This is a genomic window from Streptomyces sp. NPDC091289, from assembly GCF_044757365.1.
In the GTDB taxonomy this organism is placed as follows: domain Bacteria; phylum Actinomycetota; class Actinomycetes; order Streptomycetales; family Streptomycetaceae; genus Streptomyces.
The window spans coordinates 52,601-73,930 of record NZ_JBIVUT010000022.1; the positions used below are offsets into that span (position 1 = coordinate 52,601).

Consider the following 21,330-nt stretch of genomic DNA (forward strand, 5'->3'; position numbering starts at 1 on the left):
ATGGCCAGCGAGACCGCGGTCGGAATCCATGATCTCTCGTTCGCGACCACCGAGTTCGTCCTGCCGCACACGGCACTCGCCGAGCACAACGGCACCGACATCGGCAAGTACCACCTGGGGATCGGCCAGCGGTCGATGAGCGTACCCGGCGCCGACGAGGACATCGTGACGATGGGCGCGGCCGCCGCCGCACCCATCGTCGCCCGGCACGGCTTCGACCGGATCCGGACGGTCGTCCTCGCGACCGAGTCGTCGATCGACCAGGCGAAGTCGGCCGGTGTGTACGTGCATTCGCTGCTCGGGCTGCCGTCGGCCACCAGGGTCGTCGAGCTGAAGCAGGCCTGCTACGGGGCGACGGCAGCCCTGCAGTTCGCCATCGGCCTCGTGCACCGCGACCCCGCGCAGCAGGTCCTCGTGATCGCGAGCGACATCTCCACGTACGAGCTGGACAGCCCGGGCGAGGCGACCCAGGGCGCGGCGGCGGTGGCGATGCTGGTCGGGGCGGACCCGGCGCTGCTGCGCGTCGAGGAACCGTCGGGCCTGTTCACCGCCGACGTCATGGACTTCTGGCGGCCGAACTACCGCGACGCCGCCCTGGTCGACGGACAGGAGTCGATCACCGCGTATCTGCAGGCGGTGCAGGGCACCTGGAAGGACTACACGGAGCAGGGCGGCCGCGCGCTGGACGCGTTCAGCGCGTTCTGCTACCACCAGCCGTTCACGAAGATGGCCTACAAGGCGCACCGCTCCCTGCTGAACTCCTGCGGGTACGACACCGACGAGGCACGGGTCGCGCGGGACATCGGGCGGACCACCGCCTACAACTCCGTCCTCGGCAACAGCTACACCGCGTCGGTGTACCTCGGCCTCGCCTCGCTGCTCGACGGGGCGGGCGACCTGACCGGGCAGTGTGTCGGTCTCCTCAGCTACGGCTCCGGCAGCGTCGCCGAGTTCTTCGCCGGGACCGTGGCGCCCGGCTACCGCGACCACCTGCGGACCGCGGAGCACCGCGAGGCGATCGACCGGCGGAAGCCGGTCGACTACGCCCGCTACCGCGCACTGCACGAGCACTCCTTCCCGACCGACGGCGGCGACCACCCCACTCCCGCGGAGACCACCGGGCCGTTCCGGCTGGCCGCGCTCCGCGGCCACAAGCGCGTCTACGAGAGGCGCTGACCGCACGTTCCGTTCACTTCCTTCCCCGAGGGGGCATGCGCATGAGCGACCTAGGGATCCTCGGTACGGGTGCCTGTCTGCCGGACCGGATCGTCTCCAACGACGACGTCGGCGCGGCGGCCGGAGTCGACGACGCCTGGATCAGGCGTAAGACGGCGATCCGGGAACGCCGCTGGGCCGCCCCCGACCAGGCGACCTCGGATCTGGCCACGGCTGCCGGGCGGGCCGCGTTGCGGTCGGCCGGCATCACCGCGGACCAGTTGTCCGTGATCGTGGTCGCCACCTCCACACCGGACCGTCCCCAGCCGCCCACGGCGGCCTATGTGCAGCACGGCCTCGGTGCGACGGGCGCGGCCGCGTTCGACGTCAACGCCGTCTGTTCCGGCAGCGTGTTCGCCCTGTCCGTGGCCGAGGGCCTCCTCGCCCGGCGGGGCGGTCACGCGCTGGTCATCGGCGCCGACCTGTACTCGCGCATCCTGAACCCGGCCGACCGCCGGACGGTCGTGCTGTTCGGGGACGGCGCCGGCGCCCTGGTCCTGGGTCCGGCCGCGCGGGGCCCGCGCGTCCGGCATCTGGCACTGCACACGTTCGGCGAGCTGACGGGGCTGATCGAGGTGCCCGCGGGCGGCAGCCGGCTGCCCGGCGACCGGGCCGCCCTCGAGGCCGGTCTGCAGTACTTCGCGATGGACGGGCGCGAGGTGCGCCGATTCGTCACGGAGCAGTTGCCGCGGCTGACCAAGCAGTTCCTCCATGAGGCCGGTGCCGTACCCGACGACATCGCTCACTTCGTCCCGCATCAGGCCAACGGCGTCCTGCTCGACGCCGTCACGGCGGACCTCGGTCTGCCCCGTGCCACCTCGCACCGGACCCTGACGCACTACGGCAACACGGGAGCCGCCTCGATCCCGGTCACCCTGGACGCGGCCGCCCGCGCGGGCGCCTTCCGCCCGGGGGACCTGATCCTCCTGGCGGGCTTCGGCGGCGGCATGTCGGCGGGGCTCGCGCTGGTCGAGTGGTGAGGACCGTCAAGACGAGGCCGGGGCCGGCGCCCGTGGCGCCGGCCCCGGCCGAGACCGATGGGAGTACGAGACCGATGGGAGTACCCGTGAAGGACGATCGCACGTCCCTCGTCCACCCGGAGACGGACACCACCGTGAAGGTCGCCGTCATCTACCACTCCGCCACCGGCCATGTCGCGGACATCGCCCGCGAGCTCTCCGACGCCGCCGAGAAGGCCGGCGCCGAAGTGCGGCTGCGCAAGGTCGCGGAACTCGAACCGCGGGGGTCCGCCGACTCCCTGCCCGCCCGGGTGGCCAACGCGGCGGCGACCGCCGACATCTCCGTCGCCGCGGTGGGCGACGTCCTGTGGGCGGACGCCGTGCTCCTGGGGTCGCCGACCCGGTTCGGGAACATCGCGGCCCAGCTCGCCCGGTTCATCGAGTCCCTGGGCGGTGCGTGGAAGAGGGAGGCGCTGGCCGACAAGATCTACAGCGGCTTCACCTCCACCGCCAGCCCCCACGGGGGCAACGAGTCGACCCTCCTCGCCCTCATGAACTCCTTCCACCACTTCGGCGGCATCGTCGTCACCCCCGGCTTCACCCACCCGGACAAGTTCGTCGACGGCAATCCGTACGGCACCGCGCACCATGACGGGAGCGGCACCCTCCCGGTCGGCGACGTCACCCGGAACGCGGCCCGTGTCCAGGCCGAGCGCGTGGTGCGCCTGGCCGGGGTCCTGAAGGCCGCGTCCGTCCGGCGCACCGCCCACCGGCCCGACGCGTCCCGTCTCAGGACCGGCGTCGCAGGGCGATCTGTGTGAGTTCCTCGATGTCGAACTCGGAGCGGCCCGGTGTGCCGTAGCGAGTGATCTTCCCGCGGCTCACCCACTTGCGGATGGTCGCCTCGGACACGCCCGCCGCGAGGGCGGCCACATTCGTCGGCACGAGTCTGTGGCGCGGCAGCCTGGTCATGCGGCGTCCTTCCGTCGCCGGTCCATGAGGTGCCGCAGGGTGAGCCACTCGCGCATCTCCCACGCATGCCCCGCGGAACAGCTGATGCTCCTCGTTCCGGCTTTCCCGATGCTCTGCGGCGAGGCGTTGATCGTCCCCGTACAGGCCTCCACGACACACTCCGTGACGGGTGGCCTGCGGTCACCGGCCTCGGGATCGATCGCGCGGAGCAGTTCCGTGTGGAGGCTCTCGATCTCGTCCGCGAAGTCGGCGGCCGAGGGATGGGCGGTGAGCCACTCCAGGTTGAGCAGGAGATAGTCCGCCAGGTGGACGACGGAGCGATGCGGTACGGCGGTCCCGAGCCCCTCGGCGACCAGTCCCGACCAGGAGGTCAGGACCGGGATCAGGTCGTTACGGGCGTCGAGCGCGGCGACGTTGAGATGATCCCGCTTGCGGCTGCCGGAGACTTTCGTCGGATTCCTTCGCCGGGATGTCGATAGGACGTGGTGCAGGCAGTCCTGGTGGAGACCGGGAAGTGCGCGCAGCCGATGTTCCAGTTGTCCGGCGCAGGGCTCGCAGAGAGCGGGACCGGCCGCGATGTCCCGTGCGTGGTGTCTGGGGCATGAGTGGGGCGCCATGGAATCTCCTTCATGGGATGACCTGTTCCGCAGTCGTGATGGATCGCGTGTCCCGGCAGGAGGATGCCGGTCGCCGGCCGTCGGCACGTCATGGTCAGCCGGCCGGGGTCAGGACCAACGCCGTGGCTTCCATGGGAAGTTGCACGGAACGCTCGACGGAGAGGCCGGTGCGTGCGGCCAGCTCGGCGTATTCGCCGAAGGTGCGCTGGTGGCCGCCGTTGACGACCATCAGGTGCAGGTCCCACAGCGGAGCCAGCAGACCGGCGTGGCCGTCCTGGACGACCAGCTCGACGACCACGAGCCGGGAGTGCTTCGCCATGGCCTCGCGTACGTTGCCCAGGAGGCGTACGCAGTCGTCGTCCGGCCAGTCGCCGAGGACCCGGGACAGCAGATAGGTGTCCGCCTCCTCGGGGAGCGGGCTGGTGAACATGTCGCCGGCGACGAGGTCGACGCGGTCGCCGCCCACCGTCCGCTCCAGGTGGGCGCGGGCGATGGGAATCGTGTGTTCGAGGTCGAGGAGGGTGCCCCGGGCCCCGGGTGCCGTGGCCAGCACGGTGGACAGCAACTGACCGCTGCCGCCGGCGATGTCGACGACGTGCCGGTCGGCGCTGAAGTCGATCCCCCGGGGGACCGCGTCGAAGGCGAAGTTGTTCGCCTGTGCCTGCATGACCCGCTGGAAGCGCTTCGCGGCGTCGGCGTCGTCGTGCAGGTAGGAGACGAGCGACTGCCCGTACGCCTTCTCGAACCCGGGCCTGCCGGTGCGGGTCGTCTCGATGGCGTGTCCCCACGCCTGGTAGAACTCCTCGCCGTACAGCAGGCACACGTCGCGCAGCGAGCCGGGGCGGTCCCGCAGCAGGTCGCCCACCGCGGTGTTGCCGTACCCGCCGTCCTCGTCCCATGTGAAGACGTCGAGGCGTACGAGCAGCCGCAGCAGGCGCCGCACGGCGTCCTCGTCCGCGCCGGCCGCCCGGGCGAGGTCCGGCGCCGCGGTGTGCCCTGCCGCGATCAGGTCCGGCAGGCCCAGCTTGGCCGCCGCGTAGACGGACTGGGTCCGCCAGGCGGCGGTGACGAGGTCGAGGGTGGCGCGGGCTGCTCCGGGGGCGGTGTCGGTACTCATGGCCTGTCTCCTCATGGGCGGATGCGGCGGATACGGCGGGTGCGGGCGGGCGGGTGCGGGCCTGTGTCAGGGGCGGCTCAGGAGGGGATCCAGCTCCGCTCGATGTTCGGCGTCTCGATGCTGAGGGCCCGCATGTGCTCGATCGGGTTGGTGTATTCGCGGCTGGCGGCGATCCGTCCGTCGCGCAGCGTGAAGCCGTGGATGAAGTGGTTGCGATAGCGGCCCTCGGGATAGCCGGGGAACCGGATCGTTCCCTCGCCGTCGCACTCGACCCAGATGACGGCCGGGTCCTGTGTCTCGTAGAGGTGGACGTCGCTCCACTCCCAGTCGGGCAGGACCTCGAGGGAAAGCTCGTTGTGCCGCTTCAGGTTGTCCCGGCCCCGGACGGTGATGGGCCGGCCGATGTCGGTGTAGAAGAGGGACGCGGTGCCGTCCTCGGTGTAGAGGGTGTACCGGCTCAGCCGGGCCTCCGGGCCCGTCACCAGGTACTGCTCGACGGCTCGTCGATTGCGGTCCCGCAGGTCGTGGTGGTCGGTGAAGACCGGCGCGGTGGTGCCGGATCCGGAGGGCTGCGGCGAGGTCATGGGGTCTCCCGGAGGTTCGGCGGAGGGGTGGGGGTCACGGCTGGAGCCTGGTGATGGCCCAGCCGCATCCGGTGCGTTCGTAGCAGAGCCGTTCGTGCAGCCGGTCGGTGCCGTTGGCCCAGAACTCGACGGAGGCGACGGCCAGTTGGTAGACCGCGTACGACGGGGGGCGGGGCAGCGGCCGCTCCGGCCCGCCCAGCTCCCGGGCCGTGGCCCGGAGCCGGGCGACGTGGTCGAGGTCGTCCAGGAGCCGGCTCTGCCGGGAGGCGGTGGTCATGGCGTGGGTGAAGGGGGGCCGCGCGGACCACAGGACGTCCGCCTCGGCGTCGGACAGCCGGGTCACGGGGCCCGCGAGCGTGATCTGCTGGCTGGTCTCCCGCCAGTACAGGACGCCCGACGCCCAGGGGTTCTCGGCCAGTTCCCGCCCCTTGCGGCTGTCGGCGTGGGTGGCGAAGACGATCCCCGCGTCGGTCACGGAGCTGAGCACCACGATGCGGGAGGAGCTTCTGCCCCGGGCGTCGGCCGTGGCCAGGGCCAGGGCGCGCGCCTCCCGGACCCCGTGGGCGCCGCTGGTCTCCAGCCACGAGACCAGCAGCCCCATCGGCTCGGGGGGCGGCGCGAGGAATTCGGGGAAGTCCACTTCGTGGGTGCCGGTGAGCGACTCGGAGCGGGCGGCGCCCTCGCGCCCCTCGGAGGCTCCGCCGGAGGTCCCGTTCGGGTGGGGCAGGTCAGCCATGCAGCACTCCTTCGATGGATACGACGCCGTGTCCCGACACCTCGACGGTGTCGACCCGGTCGCCCTCGCCGTGCACGAGCGCCCTCATGGGAGAGGGGCGGCCGATCTCGACGCCCTGGGTGATCTCGATGCGCTGCCCGTACGCGGCGAGACCGTGCCGGGCGAGGTGGATGGCGATGGGCCCGGCGGCGGAGCCGGTCGCGGCGTCCTCCACCACTCCGTACGCGGGCGAGAACATCCGGTTGCGCCAGGAACTCCCGGACCCGGCGATGCAGTTGGTCGCCATGTCCGGGAACGCGGCCAGGGCGCGGTGGTCGGGGTCGGCCTTCGACAGGGCTTCGACGCTCTCGAAGCCGACCAGGACGTGCCGGGGGCCGTTGCGGTAGATCTCCACCGGGAGCGTCGACTCGCGTACCCCCAGGGCGTCCAGGAGCTCCTCGGCGCGGTCGAACGGTTCCCACACGGGGACCGGCTGGCGCATGCTCGCCGCCACGACGTTCTTCCCGTGCCCGCGTTCCAGCTCGAAGGGGATGACCCCCATGGCGGTCTCGATCCGCAGCCGGTCCCCGTCGGTGCGTCCGCCCAGTGCGATGGCGGTGCCGAGCAACGGGTGTCCGGCGAACGGCAGTTCGTTGACCGGGGTGAAGATCCGCACGTGTACGTCCCCGTCCCGCCGGGGGCGGAGCACGAAGGTGGTCTCCGAGAGATTCATCTCCCGCGCGATGCGCTGCATCTGCTCGGCGGTGAGGTCGTCACTGTCGAAGAACACCGCGACGGGGTTGCCGGTGAGGGGCCGTTGCGCGAACGCGTCCACGACGACATAGCTGTGCATCTGTGCTCCCTTGGGTCATGAGGGTGGCCGGGCCGGCGCGGGGGATGGCGCCGGCCCGGCGGTTCATGGGGCGGATCCGGCGGACCGGCGGATCAGGCGGGGCCGGGGGCGCGGGCCGGCGCGAGCAGACCGCCCAGGGCCGTGCCCACGATGCGGGGCCCTTCTCGGGTGAGTACGGATTCGGGATGGAACTGCAGGGAGGCGAAGCCCGGGCCGCGCAGCCCGTGGACCTCCCCGGTGGCCGGGTCCCGGCTCACCCGGACCGGCCCCACTCCGTCGGCGACGAACGTGTCGCCCTCGCCGACCAGGGCGAAGGTGTTGTAGAAGCCGACGCGTTCGGCGGCGCCGAACAGGTCGATCTCCTTCTGCACCCCTTGGTTGGGCACCGCCCTGCGGCGCAGCGGCAGCCCGAGGCGGAGTCCGAGGACCTGGTGGCTGAGGCAGACGGCGAGGAACGGCCGGCGTTGGCTCAGCAGGGTGCCGACCGCCGTGCGCAGGTGCCGCATCTTGGGATGCGCGGCCTCCTCGGGGTCCCCGGGGCCCGGCCCCATCACGACCAGGTCGTGCCCCTCGAAGGCGTACGGCTCGTCGTACCGGCTGACCGTCACCCGCAGCCCCAGGGACCGCAGTTGCTGGTCGATCATCGACGTGAAGGTGTCCTCGGCGTCCACGACGAGGACGCTGCGCCCGGCCAGTCCGGGCAGCGCCGACGCGCGCGCCTCGGCGTCGGACAGCCAGAAGTCGGCGATGGAGTCGTTGCGGAGCTCGAGTGCGCGGCGCACGCTCGAGTGTTGAGCGAAACGTTCCTTCTCGTCTCCCTTGAGGGCGGCGACGAGTCCGGCCGCCTTGGCCCGGGTCTCCGCGGCCTCGGAGGCCGGGTCGGAGTGCCGCACGATGGTGGCGCCGACACCGACGGCGATGCGGCCCTCGCGGCTGATGTCGGCGGTGCGGATCAGGATCGCCGAGTCCATGGCCCGCTCCCCGTCCTCGTCCCGCCCGATGAGCACGGCGGCGCCGCTGTAGAAGCCGCGCCCGCCGGGCTCGTACCGCTGGATGATGCGGCAGGCGCTCTCCAGCGGGCTGCCGGTGACCGTCGGGGCGAACATCGTCTCGCGGAGGATGTCGCGCACGTCCCGGTCCGTGCGGCCCTCGATGAAGTACTCGGTGTGCGCGACCCTGGCCATTTCCTTGAGGTACGGGCCCACGACGCGGCCCCCCGTCGGACAGATCCGGGCCATCATCTTGAGTTCCTCGTCGAGGACCATGTACAGCTCGTCGGTCTCCTTCCGGTCGCTCAGGAAGTCCAGCACGCCCGACAGCGTGGGGCCCGAGGGCGGGTAGCGGTAGGTGCCGCTGATGGGGTTCATGACGGCCGTGCCGCCCTGGAGGCTGACGTGCCGCTCGGGCGAGGCGCCGACCAGGGTCCGGGTGCCCGTGTGGATCAGGAACGTCCAGTGGGCGCCGGACTCGCGTTCCAGGAGCCGGCGGAACAGCGCGGGGGCGCTCAGCGGCCCGTAGTCCGTGATGTCGGCGACGAAGGTGCGCTTGATGACGAAGTTCGCGCCCTCCCCGGTACCGATCATCTCCTTGACGATGCGGCGCACCACGTTCTCGTACGCCTCGTCGTCGACGTCGAAGTCCTCTCCGGCGAGCGGGGTCGGCACATCGGGCAGGCGCGCCAACGCCGCGTCGAACGGGAGCTGTTGTGTATCGGTGAGCGTCATCGCCACCAGGGGCGTCCCGTCGTCGGCGCAGTCGAAGCCGCGCTCGGCGAGCTGCCGGTAGGGGACGAGGACGAGCACCTCGTGGTGTGCGCCGGCTCCGGGGGCGGGGGGCGGCGGCAGGGGGATGTCGGCCAGCGTGCCGGGCAGGGACACCGAGCCGGTCAGGACCTCCACGACCCCCCGCCCGGTCGCTCCGGGCCGGTGCAGCAGGGCGTACGCCTCCCCCTCCGCGCCCAGCACCCGGTCGAGCAGATCGCCGGGGGCGGGGTTCCCGGGGGCGCCGGGGTTTCCTCGCGGACCGTACGTCATGCGAACAGCCCCTTGACCGTGGTGACGCGGGCACAGCGCTCGGCGGCGTAGGTCAGGGCCGAGCGGTGGTAGTGCTCCGAGAAGTCGGCCGTGGCGTCCGCGACGAAGAAGGGCTGGATGTCGTGGGTGAAGGCCTCGATGGCGGTGGCCAGTACGCCGACATGGGCGTAGACGCCGCACAGGACGAGCTGGTCGCGGCCCTCGGCGCGCATCCGCCGGAGCAGGTCGGTCTTGAAGAAGGCGCTGTAGCGCCACTTGGTGAGCATCCAGTCGTGCTCGGCCGGCGCGAGGGCGTCGACCACCTGGCGGTCCTCGGGTTCCGGCCGCATGCCGGGGCCCCAGAAGTCCTTGAGCAGACCGCGCTGTTCATCGGTCATGCCGCCCGGCTGGGCGGTGTAGGCGACCGGAACGCCGAGTTCGGCGCAGCGGTCGCGTAATCGTGCGGCGTTTCCGGTCAGCTCCTGGCCCATGGAGCCCGGGAACGGGTGGAGAAAGTACCGCTGCATGTCGTGGACGAGAAGCACCGACCGGTCGGCTTCGGCGGTCCAGGTCACACGGGCGGGGGGCAGATCGCCCTCAGCGGGCAGGGGGTAGGGACGAATGGCGGGTATTCCGGTCATGGCTCCAGTTCCTGGCTTGTTGCAGGCGTGCTTGGTGCAGGCGTGCTCGGCGCGCAGAGCAGAGAGGAGCGTGCGAGGTCAGGAGGCGGTCCAGGACGAGACCACGGAGAGCGCCTGTGACGGGGTGAGCCGGGGATCGCAGTGCGAGGTGTAGCGCTCCCCGACGGAGTCGAGCTCGGACGCGTCGAGGACGCACTCGGTGACGTCGTCCGGCGTGGTCTCCAGGTGCAGTCCGCCGGGGATGCCGCCCGCGGAGCGCACGGCCTCGATGAAGCGGACGACCTCGAGCGACACGGTCTCCACGAGCCGCGTCTTGTGGCCGCCGGGCGCCGTGACGGTGTTGCCGTGCATGGGGTCGCTGAGCCAGACGACGGGGTGGCCCGCGCCGCGTACGGCTTCGACGAGGCGCGGCAGCCGGTCGGCGACGGCGTTGGCTCCCATGCGCGCGATGAGCGTGAGCCGGCCGGGGTCGCGCCACCGGTCGAGCCGCTCGCACAGGGCGAGCAGTTCGTCCGGCTCCATGGAGGGGCCGACCTTGCACGCCACCGGGTTGCTCACCTCGGCGAGCAGGGCGACGTGGGCGCCCTCGACCTGGCGGGTGCGCTCGCCGATCCACGGCCAGTGGGTCGAACCCAGGAACAGCCGGCCCCTGGTGTCCGTGCGGAGCATGGGCATCTCGTAGTCGAGGAGGAGCGCCTCGTGACTGGTCCACACCAGGGGCTCCACGGCGTCGCGCCCTTCGGCCCGGTCGCGCCAGCCCATGTGTCCGACGATGTCGCAGGCGGCCATGTAACCGGTGAGGATCCGCAGGGGGTCGGCCTGCCGCCGCTCACGGTCCGGCTCGGGACCGTTGACCATGTGGCCGCGGAAGACGGGAAGCTCGACGCCGTCGATGACTTCGGTGGGCTTGGAACGGGGCTTGGCGAACTGCCCGGCGATCCGTCCCGCCCGGACGACGGGCTTGCCGGTGATCAGGCCGAGCGACCCGGCGAGCAGGTCGAGCAGCGCGGCCTTGCGTGCCACGTGGGGGCGGGTGCACTCCTGCGGGTCCTCGGCGCAGTCCCCGGACTGCAGCACCATGGCCTCGCCGAGCGCCACCTTGCCCAGCAGAGTGCGCAGCGTCGCCAAGTCGTCGGCCTGGACGAGGGTGGGGCGGGCGCCGAGTGCCTCGGCCACCCGGCTCAGCTGTAGAAGATCGCTCCATTCGGGTTGCTGTGATGCCCCGCGGATACGAATCTCCCGTATGACGTCTTCCATGACGTACTCCGATCCAGCGGTGATGTCCTACTTTTCAGGTGGGTATTCCCTGGCGCTTGATTTCCGGCACCGGAATGCCGAGCGCGCGCAGCTGCTGGAAGGGGTTCATGAACTCACGATTCTGCTTGATCTTCCCATTCTCGAGCTCGAACGAGTGGAGGAAGTGGTTCTCGTAGTAACCCTCGGGGTAGTCGCCGAAGCGAATCTTCCCGCGCCCGTCGCACTCCACCCAGAAGTGGTTGGGGTCCTGGGTCTCAAATATCCGGATGTTGTGCCATTCCCAGTCGGGGAAGCACTCCAGCGACCAGACGGCGTGTTCGGCCAGACGGTCCCTGCCCTGGGTGGCGATGGGCGAGCCGGTGTCGGTGGTCCACAGGCCACCGCTGCCGTCCTCGGTGAACAACTCGTGGCGACGCAGCCGGTCCTGGCCCTTGGTGTGCATGTACTTCTCGACGGTGGCCCGGTTGATCCGGCGCAGTTCGGCCGCGTCGGAGAATCCCTGGTTCGGCAACGAATCAGACATGGGTGTGCCCCCTTGCGATCAGCGGGTGCACGGGGGCGGCGCAGCACACAGCTGCGCCGAATTTCCCCCGTCGGACTGGAGATAGCCTGCCTGACTCAACGAGGAAAATCAACAGACTTCGATTTTCCGCCAAAGATCACGACGCAACGAGCATTCTTATCCCGGCGATGCTGCAAAACGCATCGCCGGGATTTACCCTTGGCCAACTTTGAACAGCATAAGAAGGCGTGAAGACTTCTTCACCAAGGGAATATTTTCACCGCGCGACGGAATCGGATTACGCAATTCCGGTCGCGTGCGTGAAGGGTCGGTCAGCGGACCATCGAGGCCTCCGTCCCGCCCCTGAGGTACTCCCCCAGCCCGAACCCCGGCGCCGAGGCGCGCCCGGGCGTCAGACCGGTGCCCCCGGTGAGGAGCCGGCGGGCCGCCATGTGGTCCGTGGGGCGGTTGACGGACTCGACCGCGTGCAGCTCCTCCCCGCGGAAGAGGAGCACCGAGAACGCGTCGGGGTCCTCCCCGAGCACCACCTCGGTGTCGTGCCCCTCGTCGATCCCCGCGATCTGCAGCGTGGTCGAGAACTGGTCGCTCCAGAACCAGGGCAGTTCGTCGTAGGCGCGGGAGGCCCCGGTCAGCCGCTCGGCGACCAGCCGGGCATGGCCGACGGCGTTCTGCACCGACTCCAGCCGCAGCCGGTTCCCGGAGCGCACCTGGGGGAACGCCGCGCAGTCGCCGATGGCCGAGATGTGCGGGTCGCCGGTCAGCAGCCGGGAGTCGACGGTGATGCCGCCGTCCACCGGGAGACCGGCGTCGGCGGCCAGTTCCGTGGACGGGGAGACGCCGACGCCGATCAGGACCAGGTCGGCGGGCAGCCGGCGGCCGTCGGCCAGCTCCACCTCCGACACGTCTCCGCGGTGGTCGCCGTGCAGCGCCGTGATCCCCTGGCCGAACAGCACCTCGGCGCCCTCCCGGCGATGCAGCCGGGTGAAATGCTCGGCGGTCCGCGCCGAGACCACCCGGGCCAGCGGCCGGTCCAGCGCCTCGACCACCGTGACCGCACAGCCTGACCGCCGTGCCACGGCGGCGAATTCGAGACCGATGAACCCCGCCCCCACCACCACCGCGTGCCGGGCCGCGGCGAGCGAGGTCCGCAGTGCGGCGGCGTCCCGTGCGGTGCGCAGGGTGTGCACGCCACGCAGTCCGGCGCCCGGCACCCCGGGCAGGCGCGGCCGGGCTCCGGTGGCCAGGACGAGATGGCCGTAGTCGTACGTGGAGCCGTCGGCGAGTGCGACCGTGCGGGCGGCCCGGTCGATCCCCGCCACGGTCCCCTGCACCAGGTCGATCGACTGGCGCCCGTAGTACGTCGCGGGCCGCAGCCACAGGTGTGTCTCGTCCGCCTCGCCCTTGAGGTACGCCTTGGACAGCGGCGGGCGCTCGTACGGGAGCGCGTCCTCGGCGCTGATGAGCGTGACACGCCCCCGATAGCCGCACTCACGCAGGGAGGCGGCCGTCTGGTAGCCGCCCTGTCCGGCCCCCACGATGACGACGGAAGCGGGCTGTGCGCTGCTGTCCGCCATCAGTTCTGCCGCTCCGGGAGGTGGACGATCAGGCCGTCCAGGGTGCTGGTCACGCTGAGCTGGCAGCTCAGCCGGCTGTTGGGCTGCCGGCTGCAGGCGGTGAAGTCGAGCATGTACTCCTCGTTCTGCTCCGCCGGCTCCAGCTTGTCCAGGGTGGTCTCGTCGACGTAGACGTGGCAGGTGGCGCACTGCGCGTTGCCGCCGCACTGGGCGACGATGCCGTCGATGTCGTTGAACACGGCACCGCGCATGACGCTCGTACCGAAGGGGACGTCGACCGAACGCTCGGTCCCGTCGACGGCGACGTACGTGATTTTGGGCATGACGGAACTCCTCGGTGGCATCCGGCCACGCGCGAGGCGCGTCTGACAGGGATGCCCGTCAGGTGGGATTCGAAGGGTGTGAAGGGTGCGCAGCGTGCGAAGTGTGCCGCCGGCCGTCGGTGGGGGACGCGACACCCCTGCCGACTGACAACCACACACAAGCCGTTCGGACACGCGACGTCCTGGGCCAGGGATGCGGCAGCGCCATGGACGGTACCAAAGGAGTTCCGGGTCCGCCAGGCCGTGTCGCGGGGCCCGCCCCGCCCCGGACCGTCGGACCGGCCGTCAGGGCGCGTCGCGGCCGCGCTCGCGGCGCAGGTCGGGCAGGTGATGCGTCATGAAGGGCCTGCTGGTGATGAACTCCCGCAGATGCAGGGCGGCTTCGGAGAGATAGGTGCCGCGGTTCCACACCAGGGTGAGTACCCGGTAGCAGTCGGGCGCGTCCATGTGCACCCAGGCGACCGGGGCGTGCCTGCCGACCTGGCGGGACGTCGCCGGGATGAAGCCGATGCCGAGGCCGGCGCTGATCATGTCCTGGCTGGCGCCCGGTTCGTCGCCTTCGCAGGACAGCAGCGGGGTGAGCCGCTCGGAGGCGAACAGCCGGTCCAGGAGGGCGCGTTGCCAGTTGCCCAGGCGCGTGGTGACAAAGGGTTCGTCGGCGATCTCGGGGATCGTCACGCTCTCTCGCCCGTCCAGCCAGTGCCCGTGCGGAACCGCGAGCAGCACCTCTTCGCGGGCGAGCTCGATCGACTCGAGGTTCGTCCCGGCCAGCGGCTGTGAGGCCACGCAGAAGTCGACCTCGCCGGAGCGCAGTTGACGGCTCATCTCGTCGGCGTCCGACTGGAACAGCCGAACGTCCGCGCGCGGGTGGGTGACGCGGAAGCTGCCGAGCAGCGGGGTGATGGTCAGCAGGGTCTCGGAGGCGACGCTGACCCGGCCGAGCCCCGTGTCGCGGGCCTCACGGACGGCCCTGCGGCCGTCGTCGAGCTCGCTCAGGGCACGGTCCACGTGGCGCAGGAACATCGCGCCGTACTGGTTGAGCCGGATGCGGCGGCCGTTCCGGTCGAAGAGCGGGGAGCCGAGTTCGGTCTCCAGGCGCGAGATGGTGCGGCTGAGCGAGGGCTGGGCGATGCGCAGATCCTCCGCGGCCCGGCTCATGTGCTCGTAACGGGCGACGACCTGGAAGTAGCGCAACTGAAGAAGATCCACGTTCCACCTTCACTTATAGCTTCATGGCTATGTTCACATGACAAAAGCGGTCTTGGAATGCATAAGCAATTCTCCCTACGGTCGTTGGCAGGGGTCACCGCACAGGTGACGGGCAAAGGCGCCCGGCACCTGCACACGCGAAGCGGGGGCCCCGCACCCGCCCGAAGCACTTCCACCCATCCATTCGTCCACCCGTCCCCCAGGAAGGACGCTCATGAGCGCTGCGGATCTGGCCCGACTCCAGTTCGCGGCCACGACCGGCATCCACTGGCTGTTCGTGATCCTCACCATGGGGGTCGTCCCCCTCGTCGCGATCATGCACACCCGGGCCGCGTTCACCCGTGATCCCGCCAAGCGAGCCGTCCGGGAGCGCATGACGCGCTTCTGGGGACAGCTCTACGTCATCAACTACGCGGTCGGCATCGTCACCGGCCTGGTCATGGAGTTCCAGTTCGGGCTCAGCTGGAGCGGCCTGAGCAAGTTCGCGGGCAACGTCTTCGGCGTCCCGCTGGCCCTCGAAACCCTCATCGCCTTCTTCGCCGAGTCCACCTTCCTCGGCATGTGGATCTTCGGCTGGGGCCGGCTGCGCAGAGGTGTGCACGTCACGCTCATCTGGCTGGTCGCCCTGACCGCGTACGCCTCCGCGTACTGGATCCTGATCGCCAACGGCTTCATGCAGAACCCCGTCGGCTTCGAGCTGCGCGACGGTGCCGCCTACCTCACCGACTTCGGAGCGCTGCTCACCAACTCCAGCGCCTTGATGGCCCTCGCCCACATCACGCTCGCCGCGCTGATGACGGGCAGCGTGTTCGTCCTCGGCATCAGCGCGTACCACCTCGCCCGGGGCACCAAGGAGACCGCTCTGTTCCGCGGCTCGCTGCGCCTGGCGCTCCTGGTGGCCACGCCCACCAGCTGGTTCGTCGCCACCGTGGGCGAGATGCAGCTGCCCCAGATCGAGCGGTCCCAGCCCATGAAGGCGGCGATCCTGGAGAACGGCGACATCGACCGGGTCCAGGCACAGCTCGTCGAGCAGTACGGGCCCGGCGACTACACACCGCCGGACGAGTGGCTGCGCTTCTCGATGGACCTCATGACGGTCATCGGCTACAGCGTCTCCACGGTCACCATCATCGCCGTCCTCCTGCTCCGGAAGGACCGGCTGATCCGCTGGCGTCCCTTCGCCTACCTGATGACCGCGATGATCCCGTTCCCGTTCATCGCCTCCGTGAGCGGCTGGGTCCTGCGGGAGGTCGGGCGTCAGCCCTGGATCGTCTACGGCCAGTTGAAGGTCGAGGACGCGCTCTCCTCGGTCAGCAGAACCTCGCTGGCCGTGTCCTGCACCGTGTTCATCGCCATCTTCCTCGCGCTGGCGGTGACGAACTGGACCCTGATCACGCGCTTCGCCCTCCGCGGTCCGGACGCCACGCAGCTCGGCGCCACCGAACCGCTGGACGACGACGTGCCCGGGGGCGGCGGCGCCCAGGACAAGCAGACGAGCCCGGCCTTCTGATCCGGATCCAAGGGAAAGTTGAGAGAGATGAGTCTGGAGACCGTCTGGCTGGTCCTGCTGGGCCTGCTTCTCGCCGGGTACTTCGTGCTCGGCGGCTACGACTACGGCGTACAGATGCTGCACCCCCTGCTCGGCGGCCGGGACGGCCGTGACGGTCAGGACGGCCGGAACGGTCAGGACGGCCGTGACGGTCAGGAGGCCGGGCCGGCCGGCAGGAACGCCGCCCTCGACGCCATAGCGCCCTTCTTCCTCGGCAACGAGGTCTGGCTGGTCGCCTTCACCGGTGTCCTGTTCGGGGCCTTCCCGCACCTGGAAGGCAGCCTGCTGTCCGGCCTGTACCCGCTGATCGTGGCGATCCTCGTCGGCCTGGTCATCGGCAACGCCGCCGTCCAGCTGGGCGGCCGCGCCCGGAGCGCCCGCGGGCGCCGGCGGTGGAACGCCCTGATCGTGTTCGGCGGCGCGGTGCCCGCCGTGTGCTGGGGGCTCGTCGTGGGTCTGCTGCTGCACGGGGTGCCCCGGCGGGCCGACGGGAGCTACCACATCGGGTTCGGTGACGTGTTCTCGCCGTTCGTGCTGGCCTGCGGCGTGACCACCGCGCTGCTCTTCGCGGCGCACGGGGCGGCCTTCGTCGCGCTGCGCTCGGCGCCCGGGGTCGCCGCCGACGCGCGGCGGCTGGGCACCGCCCTGCTGCGCGCGGCCGGCGCCGTCGGCGCCCTCCCGCTGCTGCTGACGCTCTTCGGCGCGGGTGCCTCGATGGAGAACCGTGCGACCTCGGCGATCGTCGTCGCCCTGTTCGCGGCGGCCCTCGCCGGCGCCTGGTGGTACCTCTCCCACGGGCACCACCGCCGGGCGTTCGCCGCGACCTGCGCCGCGACCGTGCTGCCCGTGGTGCTCGTGGGGGCGGGCCACTACCCGTACGTCCTGATCAGCCCGTCCGGGCCCGGGATGACCCTCCAGCAGGCCGCGGCGGACACCGCCTCGTTGAAGATCCTGATCGCGTTCGGGGTCGTGCTGATCCCGGTGATCCTCGCGTACCAGACGTGGAGCTGGTGGGCCTTCCGGGGGCGGACGGGCCGCCGCCACCCCAGCTACTTCTGAGCCGCGGGAGCGAGGAGAGGAACACCCGATGAAGCCCGTGGAACGTCGCCTGATGCGCGAACTCCCCGTACTGCGACGCCATATGACGTACTCCACGGCACTCTCCCTGCTGGGCGCCGGGCTGATCGTGGCCCAGGCGGTCCTGCTGGCGACGGTCCTCGCGGACGGTTTCGCCGGGCGCCCCTTCCGGGTCGCGCCCGTGGTCGCCCTCGCCGCGGTCATGGCGCTGCGCGCACTGCTGGCCTGGGCCCGCGGTGCGCTCGCCCAGCTCGCCGCGGCCGACGCCAAGCGCACCCTGCGGGACCGGATCACCGAACGGCTGCGGCACACCGGCCCGCAGAGGCTGGCGGACCGCCGCCACGGCGAGACGATCACCCTGCTCACGCGCGGTCTCGACGCCCTGGACCCGTATGTCGTCGGCTATCTGCCCACGAAGGCGGCCGTCGCGGTGGTGCCCCTGGCGGTCGTAGGCTGGCTGCTGTGGACCGACTGGTCCTCGGCGCTGATCATCGTGGTGACGCTGCCGCTGATCCCCGTGTTCGGCGCGCTGGTCGGCATGCACACCGCCCGGCGCACCGCCCGGCAATGGCGGTTGCTGGCCACCCTGGGCGGCCACTTCCTGGACGTGGTGGCCGGACTGCCGACGCTGCGCGCGTTCGGCCGCGAGCGGCATCAGACCCGGGTCGTGGGCGAGATGGCGGACGCCCACCGCCGGGCCACGATGCGCACGCTGCGCGTGGCGTTCCTCTCCTCGCTGGTGCTGGAGACGGTCGCCACCCTCTCCGTGGCCCTGGTGGCCGTCCCGGTCGGCCTGCGGCTGCTGGCCGGCGGAACGGACCTCCGTACGGCGCTGATCGTCCTGTTCCTCGCCCCCGAGGCCTACCTCCCGCTGCGTGCGGCGGGCGCGGCCTTCCACGACAGCGCCGAGGGCATCACGGTCGCCGAGCGGGTGTTCGCGATCCTCGACGAGGAGGAGACGCGTCCGGCGCGCTCCGGCGCGCGGATCCCGGCGCCCGATGCCCGCGCGGCGCACCTGCGCCTCGACCGGGTCACGGTCCAGTACGCGGACCGCGCCGCGCCCGCCCTCCGGGAGCTGTCCCTCTCCGTGCGCCCCGGCGAACACGTGGCCCTCGTGGGCCCCAGCGGCGCCGGCAAGTCCACGCTCCTGTCGCTGCTCCTGGGCTTCGTGCGCCCCGACGCGGGCCGGGTCACCGTCGACGGCGCCGACCTCGCGGACCTCGACCCCGACGGCTGGCACGCCCAGGTGGCCTGGGTGCCGCAACGACCGCACCTGTTCGCGGCGTCCGTCGCGGAGAACATCCGCCTCGGGCGGCCGGACGCGAGCGACGCCGAGGTGCGGCGGGCGGCCCGCGCCGCATCGGCCGATCTCTTCGTGGAGGAACTGCCGCTGGGGTACGACACGTTGCTGGGCGAGCACGGCGCCGGGCTCTCCGCGGGCCAGCGTCAACGGATCGCCCTGGCCCGCGCGTTCCTCAAGGACGCCCCCGTGCTGCTCCTCGACGAACCGACGGCCCACCTCGACTCCGGGAGCGAGGCCGCCGTCACCCGGGCCACGGTCCGCCTGATGCGCGGCCGGACCTCGATCGTGGTCGCCCATCGCACCGGTCTGCTGCCGCACGCCGACCGCATCGTCACGGTACGGGCGGGCGGCCTCGCGCCGGCCCGGCCGGCCCCGGCAGAAGGACTGGTGGCCCCATGACCTCCCACGCCCCGGCCTTCGCCGCCGTCCGTGCGCGCGGCCCCCGCCCCACCCTCCGGCTGCTGCGCCACCTCCTGCCGTACTGGCGCAGGCTGCTGCCCGCCGCCCTCGCCGCCGCCGGCAGCGAGCTCGCCGCGGCCACCTTGATGGCCACCGCCGCCTGGCTGATCACCCGTGCCGCCGAGCAGCCGCCGCTCGCCTCCGTGAGCCTCGCGATCGTCGCCGTACGCGCCCTGGCCCTGGGCCGCGGGGCGCTGCGCTACGCCGACCGGCTCCTCGGCCACGACGGTGTGCTGCGGGCCGTCGCGGGCTTCCGCACCCGGGTGTACGAGGCGCTCGTGCCGCTCGCCCCGGCGGGCACCCCGGCCTTTCGGAGCGGCGATCTGCTGACCCGCCTCGTCGATGACGTCGACGCCGCCCAGGATCTGCTGCTGCGGGTGCTGATCCCGGCCGCGGCCGCCGCCGCCGTCGCGCTGGCCGCCACCGCGACGGCCACGGTGCTCCTGCCGCAGGCGGGGGTCCTGCTCGGGCTGCTCCTGGCGGTGGCGGGGTTCCTCGTCCCCGCCCTGGTGCTCGTGGTGTCCCGCCGGGCCGGCCGCGCGGAGAAGGCCGCGCGCGCCGAACTCGCGGCGCTCACCGTGGACGTGACCCGGGGCGCGGCGGACCTCGCGGCGTACGGCGCCCGGGGCCGCGCCCACGAGCGGGTCGGCGACGTCTCCGCCCGGATCGCCGCCCTGGAGCGCCACCGGGCCCGGACCACCTCGCTCGCCTCGGCCGTGGTGCTGCTGCTCCAGGGCGGGGCGACGGTCGGCGTCACCTGGGTCGCGCTGGACGCCCACGCGGCGGGGACGCTGCCGGCCGTCCAGCTCACCGTCATCGCGGTCCTCGCGCTGGTCTCCTTCGAGGCCCTGACGCCTCTGCCGGCCGCCGCCCGCACGCTCGTCGGCGTGCGGTCCTCGGCGCGCCGGCTGGCCGATCTCTTCGACGCCCCGCCGCCGGTCGCCGATCCGCCCGCGCCCGTCCCGCTCGCCGCCGACGCGCCGCTCGGCGTGGACATCACCGGTCTGCGGGTACGCCACCGCCCCGGGGGCCCGCCGGTGCTGGACGGGGTGGACCTGCGGCTGTCGCCCGGCCGCCGGACCGTGCTCCTCGGTGCCAGCGGGTCCGGCAAGTCGACGTTGATCGCGGCGCTCATGCGGTTCGTGCCGTACGAGGCCGGGAGCATCCGGGTCGGCGGGCGCGAACTGCGGGACCGCGCGGGCGCCGACGTACGCCGTGCGATCACCGGCATGACCCAGGACGCGCACGTCTTCCACACCACGATCCGTGCCAATCTGCTCCTCGCCCGCCCGGACGCCACCGACGCCGAACTGTGTGAAGCGGCCCGCAGGGCCCGGCTGCTGGACTGGATCGAGTCGCTGCCCGACCGCTGGGACACTCCGCTCGGCGGGGACGGCGCGACCATGTCGGGCGGTCAGCGCCAACGTCTGCTCCTGGCCCGCGCGCTGCTCGCCGACCCGCCGGTGCTCGTCGTGGACGAGCCGACCGAGGGGCTCGATCCGGACACCGCCGCGGCGGTGCTCGCCGACATCCTCGACGCCACCCGGGGCCGCACGACGCTGCTGGTCACCCATGAGCAGGAGGGCCTTACCGCCGCCGACCGGATCGTGGTCCTCGACGGGGGCCGGATCCGTCCCGTCACCCCGGTCCGACGGTCGTGATCGCGCGTTCGGCGGCCGTCCGCGCGCGAGGTGATCTCCCGTGGCCTACGGTCCGAAGGGTCGTCGCATGATGCTTCGGTCGCAGGCCACGGGAGGGTTCGGATGCCCGGCTTCGCCACCGTGCCGGTCGCGCTGGCCCTGTGCGCGGGGCTGCTGAGCGGCCCGGCCGCCGCCCCCTCGTCCGCCCGCGCCGACTGCCGGGCGGGTCCGGCGGGCTGCTACGACCTCTACACGTACGGGTACAGCCTGGGGCTGCATCCGTTCACCGGAGCGGATGCCGTCCGGGAGCAACTGACCGACCACTTCTGGCTGTTCCCGGTCAGCGGCGGCTGTGCGGGGCGGATCCGGGCGGGGGCGCGCTGCGAGCTGCTGGGCGGCAATCCGGTCGAGGTGGAGTACATCGGGAACGACTTCTTCCAGATCAACACGTTGCCGGGGCACCAGTTGGGCCGGGGGATGCACATCCGCTTCGCGTTCTCGCGGACCCTCGGCTTCCACACCCTGACGGTCCGGGCCTGGCAGGACCGGCCCACCGACTGCACGGGCGGGGCCTTCTGCAACACGGTGAACCGGGTGTTCGCCTGGGGGACCTGGCGGGTGCTGGCGAAGACGCTGCGCTGGACCGCGTACGCCGCCTGAGCCGCCCGGCCGGGTTGGAAGCCGCCCGGCGGTCGGGCGCAGGAGCGCAACCGGCCGCCGGGCGGGAACTG

General features: G+C 71.8%; 21 protein-coding genes. 8 read left to right on the forward strand and 13 right to left on the reverse strand.

All coding sequences use genetic code 11. The features are described 5' to 3' along the window. From ACIQPT_RS27495 to ACIQPT_RS27505, 3 genes are all read left to right on the forward strand, one after another. Positions 1 to 1,176, forward strand: coding sequence for a hydroxymethylglutaryl-CoA synthase (locus tag ACIQPT_RS27495; RefSeq protein ID WP_401159524.1), 1,176 nt, complete (start codon positions 1 to 3; stop codon positions 1,174 to 1,176). Positions 1,177 to 1,217: 41 nt separating this feature from the next. Further along, positions 1,218 to 2,195 carry a 3-oxoacyl-ACP synthase III family protein gene (locus ACIQPT_RS27500; RefSeq protein ID WP_401159527.1) on the forward strand — a complete coding sequence of 326 codons (978 nt, stop codon included), beginning with the start codon at positions 1,218 to 1,220 and terminating at the stop codon, positions 2,193 to 2,195. A gap of 74 nt (positions 2,196 to 2,269) precedes the next feature. Then, positions 2,270 to 2,995, forward strand: coding sequence for a flavodoxin family protein (locus ACIQPT_RS27505; RefSeq protein ID WP_401159529.1), 726 nt, complete (start codon positions 2,270 to 2,272; stop codon positions 2,993 to 2,995). On the opposite strand, the gene ACIQPT_RS27510 is transcribed toward ACIQPT_RS27505, so the two are convergent. From ACIQPT_RS27510 to ACIQPT_RS27570, 13 genes are all read right to left on the reverse strand, one after another. Next, positions 2,964 to 3,146 (reverse strand): hypothetical protein, encoded by a 183-nt coding sequence (locus ACIQPT_RS27510; RefSeq protein WP_401159532.1) that lies wholly within the window; start codon positions 3,144 to 3,146, stop codon positions 2,964 to 2,966. The genes ACIQPT_RS27505 and ACIQPT_RS27510 overlap by 32 nt on opposite strands. After that, a complete protein-coding gene (locus ACIQPT_RS27515) occupies positions 3,143 to 3,763 on the reverse strand; it encodes a hypothetical protein (RefSeq protein ID WP_401159534.1) in 621 nt (206 codons plus the stop codon). Before ACIQPT_RS27515 ends, ACIQPT_RS27510 begins: the two co-directional genes overlap by 4 nt. Positions 3,764 to 3,857: 94 nt before the next feature. Further along, positions 3,858 to 4,880, reverse strand: coding sequence for a methyltransferase (locus tag ACIQPT_RS27520; RefSeq protein WP_401159537.1), 1,023 nt, complete (start codon positions 4,878 to 4,880; stop codon positions 3,858 to 3,860). 77 nt (positions 4,881 to 4,957) lie between these two features. Next, a complete protein-coding gene (locus tag ACIQPT_RS27525; protein WP_401159540.1) occupies positions 4,958 to 5,464 on the reverse strand; it encodes a PhzA/PhzB family protein in 507 nt (168 codons plus the stop codon). Between the two features lie 34 nt (positions 5,465 to 5,498). Next, positions 5,499 to 6,200 (reverse strand): phenazine biosynthesis FMN-dependent oxidase PhzG, encoded by a 702-nt coding sequence (phzG, locus tag ACIQPT_RS27530; protein WP_401159543.1) that lies wholly within the window; start codon positions 6,198 to 6,200, stop codon positions 5,499 to 5,501. Beyond that, positions 6,193 to 7,032: a PhzF family phenazine biosynthesis isomerase gene (locus ACIQPT_RS27535; RefSeq protein ID WP_401159545.1), complete on the reverse strand. Its 840-nt coding sequence runs from the start codon at positions 7,030 to 7,032 to the stop codon at positions 6,193 to 6,195. Before ACIQPT_RS27535 ends, phzG begins: the two co-directional genes overlap by 8 nt. A gap of 92 nt (positions 7,033 to 7,124) precedes the next feature. Beyond that, positions 7,125 to 9,065 (reverse strand): anthranilate synthase family protein, encoded by a 1,941-nt coding sequence (locus tag ACIQPT_RS27540; RefSeq protein WP_401159548.1) that lies wholly within the window; start codon positions 9,063 to 9,065, stop codon positions 7,125 to 7,127. Further along, the gene (locus ACIQPT_RS27545; protein WP_401159550.1) at positions 9,062 to 9,685 is read right to left on the reverse strand and encodes an isochorismatase family protein; all 624 of its coding nucleotides are present in this window, start codon (positions 9,683 to 9,685) and stop codon (positions 9,062 to 9,064) included. Before ACIQPT_RS27545 ends, ACIQPT_RS27540 begins: the two co-directional genes overlap by 4 nt. Positions 9,686 to 9,763: 78 nt before the next feature. Further along, a complete protein-coding gene (locus tag ACIQPT_RS27550; protein ID WP_401159553.1) occupies positions 9,764 to 10,942 on the reverse strand; it encodes a 3-deoxy-7-phosphoheptulonate synthase in 1,179 nt (392 codons plus the stop codon). Positions 10,943 to 10,976: 34 nt separating this feature from the next. Then, positions 10,977 to 11,465, reverse strand: a complete 489-nt coding sequence (locus tag ACIQPT_RS27555; RefSeq protein WP_401159555.1) for a PhzA/PhzB family protein — start codon at positions 11,463 to 11,465, stop codon at positions 10,977 to 10,979. Between the two features lie 311 nt (positions 11,466 to 11,776). Further along, positions 11,777 to 13,039 carry an NAD(P)/FAD-dependent oxidoreductase gene (locus ACIQPT_RS27560; protein ID WP_401159558.1) on the reverse strand — a complete coding sequence of 421 codons (1,263 nt, stop codon included), beginning with the start codon at positions 13,037 to 13,039 and terminating at the stop codon, positions 11,777 to 11,779. Next, on the reverse strand, positions 13,039 to 13,362 hold the full coding sequence (locus ACIQPT_RS27565; RefSeq protein ID WP_401159560.1) for a 2Fe-2S iron-sulfur cluster-binding protein: 324 nt from the start codon (positions 13,360 to 13,362) through the stop codon (positions 13,039 to 13,041). The genes ACIQPT_RS27560 and ACIQPT_RS27565 overlap by 1 nt, the downstream gene beginning before the upstream one ends. Positions 13,363 to 13,647: 285 nt before the next feature. Further along, on the reverse strand, positions 13,648 to 14,571 hold the full coding sequence (locus ACIQPT_RS27570; protein WP_401159563.1) for a LysR family transcriptional regulator: 924 nt from the start codon (positions 14,569 to 14,571) through the stop codon (positions 13,648 to 13,650). 214 nt (positions 14,572 to 14,785) lie between these two features. Between ACIQPT_RS27570 and ACIQPT_RS27575 the strand changes: the two genes are divergently transcribed. The 5 genes from ACIQPT_RS27575 to ACIQPT_RS27595 all read left to right on the forward strand — a co-directional run bounded on the left by ACIQPT_RS27575 (position 14,786) and on the right by ACIQPT_RS27595 (position 21,259). Further along, the gene (locus ACIQPT_RS27575) at positions 14,786 to 16,081 is read left to right on the forward strand and encodes a cytochrome ubiquinol oxidase subunit I (protein WP_401159566.1); all 1,296 of its coding nucleotides are present in this window, start codon (positions 14,786 to 14,788) and stop codon (positions 16,079 to 16,081) included. A gap of 27 nt (positions 16,082 to 16,108) precedes the next feature. Then, a complete protein-coding gene (locus tag ACIQPT_RS27580; protein WP_401159569.1) occupies positions 16,109 to 17,179 on the forward strand; it encodes a cytochrome d ubiquinol oxidase subunit II in 1,071 nt (356 codons plus the stop codon). Positions 17,180 to 17,207: 28 nt separating this feature from the next. Further along, positions 17,208 to 18,899 carry a thiol reductant ABC exporter subunit CydD gene (gene cydD / locus ACIQPT_RS27585; RefSeq protein WP_401159572.1) on the forward strand — a complete coding sequence of 564 codons (1,692 nt, stop codon included), beginning with the start codon at positions 17,208 to 17,210 and terminating at the stop codon, positions 18,897 to 18,899. Then, positions 18,896 to 20,620: a thiol reductant ABC exporter subunit CydC gene (gene cydC, locus ACIQPT_RS27590; RefSeq protein ID WP_401159574.1), complete on the forward strand. Its 1,725-nt coding sequence runs from the start codon at positions 18,896 to 18,898 to the stop codon at positions 20,618 to 20,620. The genes cydD and cydC overlap by 4 nt, the downstream gene beginning before the upstream one ends. Positions 20,621 to 20,722: 102 nt before the next feature. After that, the gene (locus tag ACIQPT_RS27595; RefSeq protein WP_401159577.1) at positions 20,723 to 21,259 is read left to right on the forward strand and encodes a hypothetical protein; all 537 of its coding nucleotides are present in this window, start codon (positions 20,723 to 20,725) and stop codon (positions 21,257 to 21,259) included. Positions 21,260 to 21,330 lie beyond the last annotated feature (71 nt).

Bases quoted from the DNA above. Each gene is read 5' to 3' on its own strand.
- cydC (WP_401159574.1), top strand. From the start codon at position 18,896: ATGACCTCCCACGCCCCGGCCTTCGCCGCCGTCCGTGCGCGCGGCCCC.
- ACIQPT_RS27525 (WP_401159540.1), bottom strand. From the start codon at position 5,464: ATGACCTCGCCGCAGCCCTCCGGATCCGGCACCACCGCGCCGGTCTTC.
- ACIQPT_RS27515 (WP_401159534.1), bottom strand. From the start codon at position 3,763: ATGGCGCCCCACTCATGCCCCAGACACCACGCACGGGACATCGCGGCC.
- phzG (WP_401159543.1), bottom strand. From the start codon at position 6,200: ATGGCTGACCTGCCCCACCCGAACGGGACCTCCGGCGGAGCCTCCGAG.
- ACIQPT_RS27575 (WP_401159566.1), top strand. From the start codon at position 14,786: ATGAGCGCTGCGGATCTGGCCCGACTCCAGTTCGCGGCCACGACCGGC.
- ACIQPT_RS27505 (WP_401159529.1), top strand. From the start codon at position 2,270: ATGGGAGTACCCGTGAAGGACGATCGCACGTCCCTCGTCCACCCGGAG.
- ACIQPT_RS27560 (WP_401159558.1), bottom strand. From the start codon at position 13,039: ATGGCGGACAGCAGCGCACAGCCCGCTTCCGTCGTCATCGTGGGGGCC.
- cydD (WP_401159572.1), top strand. From the start codon at position 17,208: ATGAAGCCCGTGGAACGTCGCCTGATGCGCGAACTCCCCGTACTGCGA.
- ACIQPT_RS27550 (WP_401159553.1), bottom strand. From the start codon at position 10,942: ATGGAAGACGTCATACGGGAGATTCGTATCCGCGGGGCATCACAGCAA.
- ACIQPT_RS27555 (WP_401159555.1), bottom strand. From the start codon at position 11,465: ATGTCTGATTCGTTGCCGAACCAGGGATTCTCCGACGCGGCCGAACTG.
- ACIQPT_RS27510 (WP_401159532.1), bottom strand. From the start codon at position 3,146: ATGACCAGGCTGCCGCGCCACAGACTCGTGCCGACGAATGTGGCCGCC.
- ACIQPT_RS27595 (WP_401159577.1), top strand. From the start codon at position 20,723: ATGCCCGGCTTCGCCACCGTGCCGGTCGCGCTGGCCCTGTGCGCGGGG.
- ACIQPT_RS27565 (WP_401159560.1), bottom strand. From the start codon at position 13,362: ATGCCCAAAATCACGTACGTCGCCGTCGACGGGACCGAGCGTTCGGTC.
- ACIQPT_RS27520 (WP_401159537.1), bottom strand. From the start codon at position 4,880: ATGAGTACCGACACCGCCCCCGGAGCAGCCCGCGCCACCCTCGACCTC.
- ACIQPT_RS27500 (WP_401159527.1), top strand. From the start codon at position 1,218: ATGAGCGACCTAGGGATCCTCGGTACGGGTGCCTGTCTGCCGGACCGG.
- ACIQPT_RS27540 (WP_401159548.1), bottom strand. From the start codon at position 9,065: ATGACGTACGGTCCGCGAGGAAACCCCGGCGCCCCCGGGAACCCCGCC.
- ACIQPT_RS27495 (WP_401159524.1), top strand. From the start codon at position 1: ATGGCCAGCGAGACCGCGGTCGGAATCCATGATCTCTCGTTCGCGACC.
- ACIQPT_RS27535 (WP_401159545.1), bottom strand. From the start codon at position 7,032: ATGCACAGCTATGTCGTCGTGGACGCGTTCGCGCAACGGCCCCTCACC.
- ACIQPT_RS27545 (WP_401159550.1), bottom strand. From the start codon at position 9,685: ATGACCGGAATACCCGCCATTCGTCCCTACCCCCTGCCCGCTGAGGGC.
- ACIQPT_RS27580 (WP_401159569.1), top strand. From the start codon at position 16,109: ATGAGTCTGGAGACCGTCTGGCTGGTCCTGCTGGGCCTGCTTCTCGCC.